At 66.8% G+C, this 1673-nt stretch carries 2 protein-coding genes; both read left to right on the top strand.

Features of this window, described 5'->3' with window-relative positions; all coding sequences use genetic code 11:
• A partial coding sequence (locus QMX78_RS21320; protein WP_282273440.1) for a dihydroxy-acid dehydratase occupies window positions 1–760 on the top strand: 760 nt, incomplete at its 5' end.
• A 39-nt stretch (window positions 761–799) separates the two neighbouring features.
• A complete protein-coding gene (gene eda / locus QMX78_RS21315; RefSeq protein WP_282273439.1) occupies window positions 800–1459 on the top strand; it encodes a bifunctional 4-hydroxy-2-oxoglutarate aldolase/2-dehydro-3-deoxy-phosphogluconate aldolase in 660 nt (219 codons plus the stop codon).
• Window positions 1460–1673: the final 214 nt, after the last annotated feature.

Raw genomic sequence — 1673 nt, 5'->3', positions numbered from 1 at the left:
CCCGCGCCCCACCGCGGCCTTGGTCCGTTGGGGCCGGGCGGTGGCGGTCCGCGGCGACGAGGACGTGGTGCGCCCCGCCTCCAATCCATTCGAAGCCCAGGGCGGCCTGCGCCTGCTGCGTGGCAATATCGGCCGCTCGCTGATCAAGCTGTCGGCAGTGAAGCCGCAGTACCGCACGATCGAAGCACCGGCCGTGGTCGTCGATGCGCCGCAGATCCTCAACAAACTGCATGCCGCTGGCGCCCTGCCGCAGGACTTCGTCGCGGTCGTGCGCTATCAGGGCCCACGCTCCAACGGCATGCCGGAACTGCATTCGCTGGCCCCGCTGCTCGGCCTGCTGCAGAACCAGGGCAGGCGCGTTGCGCTGGTCACCGATGGCCGCCTCTCCGGCGCCTCCGGCAAGATTCCGGCCGCCATCCACGTCACCCCGGAGGCAGCACGCGGCGGCCCCATCGCACGCATCCGCGAAGGCGACATCATTCGCCTGGACGGTGAAGCCGGCACGCTGGAAGTACTGGTCGATGCTGCCGAGTGGGCCGCACGTGGCATTGCCGCCAACACCGCACCGGCGGGCTCGGACATGGGCCGCAACCTGTTCGCGATGAACCGCCGCATCGTCGGCCCAGCCGATCAGGGCGCGATCTCGATCTCCTGCGGCCCGGCCCGTCCGGACGGCAGCTTGTGGGACTACGACGCCGAATACGAACTCGGCCATGACCATGCCGCAGCCGCCGCCCCACACGAAGCCAACGACGCCTGAGATCCAGGATTCGCGAACACCTTTATCAAAGAGGACTCCATGAACATTGCCCAATACCAGGACCGCGCCGAGCAGCTGTTGAGCGCCGCCGGCATCCTGCCAGTCGTTACCGTGCACACCCTCGACCAGGCGCGCGCCGTCAGCGCAGCCCTGCTCGAAGGTGGTCTGCCCGCGATTGAACTGACCCTGCGCACGCCGGTGGCAATGGAAGCGCTGGCCATGCTCAAACGCGAACTGCCGGATGTAGTTGTAGGTGCCGGTACCGTGCTGACCGTCGAGCAGATGCAGCGCTCCATCGATGCCGGTGCCGACTTCATCGTCACCCCGGGCACGCCCGCACACATGGCCGATGCCCTGGCGGCTGCGCCGTTGCCGGTGGTTCCGGGCGCTGCATCACCGACCGAACTGCTGGAGCTGGTCGCGCGCGGCTTCCGCATCTGCAAGCTGTTCCCGGCCACCGCCGTTGGCGGCTTGGCGATGATCAAGGGTGTTGCCGGTCCGATTCCGGAGCTCAAGCTCTGCCCCACCGGTGGCATCACCGAAGCCACCGCAGGCGATTACCTGTCGCAGAAGAACGTCGTCTGCATCGGTGGCTCATGGATGGTGCAGGACAGCTGGATCCGCAATGGCCATTGGGACGAAGTGAAGAAGTCTGCCGCCGCTGCCGCCGCCATCGTCAAGCAGGCCCGTGCTGGCTGACAAGAATCGGCTTTTGTAGGAGCGGCGTCAGCCGCGAAGCCGGCAGCAAACAAACCACCTGCATCCAATCCCCAAGGCTTCGGCACGGATGCAGGTGCTGGTGATGCGTCGCCCGCAAGAGTCGTCAGCTTCGCGGCTTACGCCGCTCCTACAGGCGTTTTCGGGAATGCCCCTGCCGAGCATGGCTCAGCACTACAGCAGGGCACAGGAAGCT

The organism is Stenotrophomonas sp. PS02298 (genome assembly GCF_029959445.1).
Taxonomy (GTDB): Bacteria; Pseudomonadota; Gammaproteobacteria; order Xanthomonadales; family Xanthomonadaceae; genus Stenotrophomonas.
This window is presented reverse-complemented; position numbering and strand designations above follow the sequence as displayed.

Coding starts and splice junctions, on each gene's coding strand:
- eda (WP_282273439.1), top strand. CDS start 800: ATGAACATTGCCCAATACCAGGACCGCGCCGAGCAGCTGTTGAGCGCC.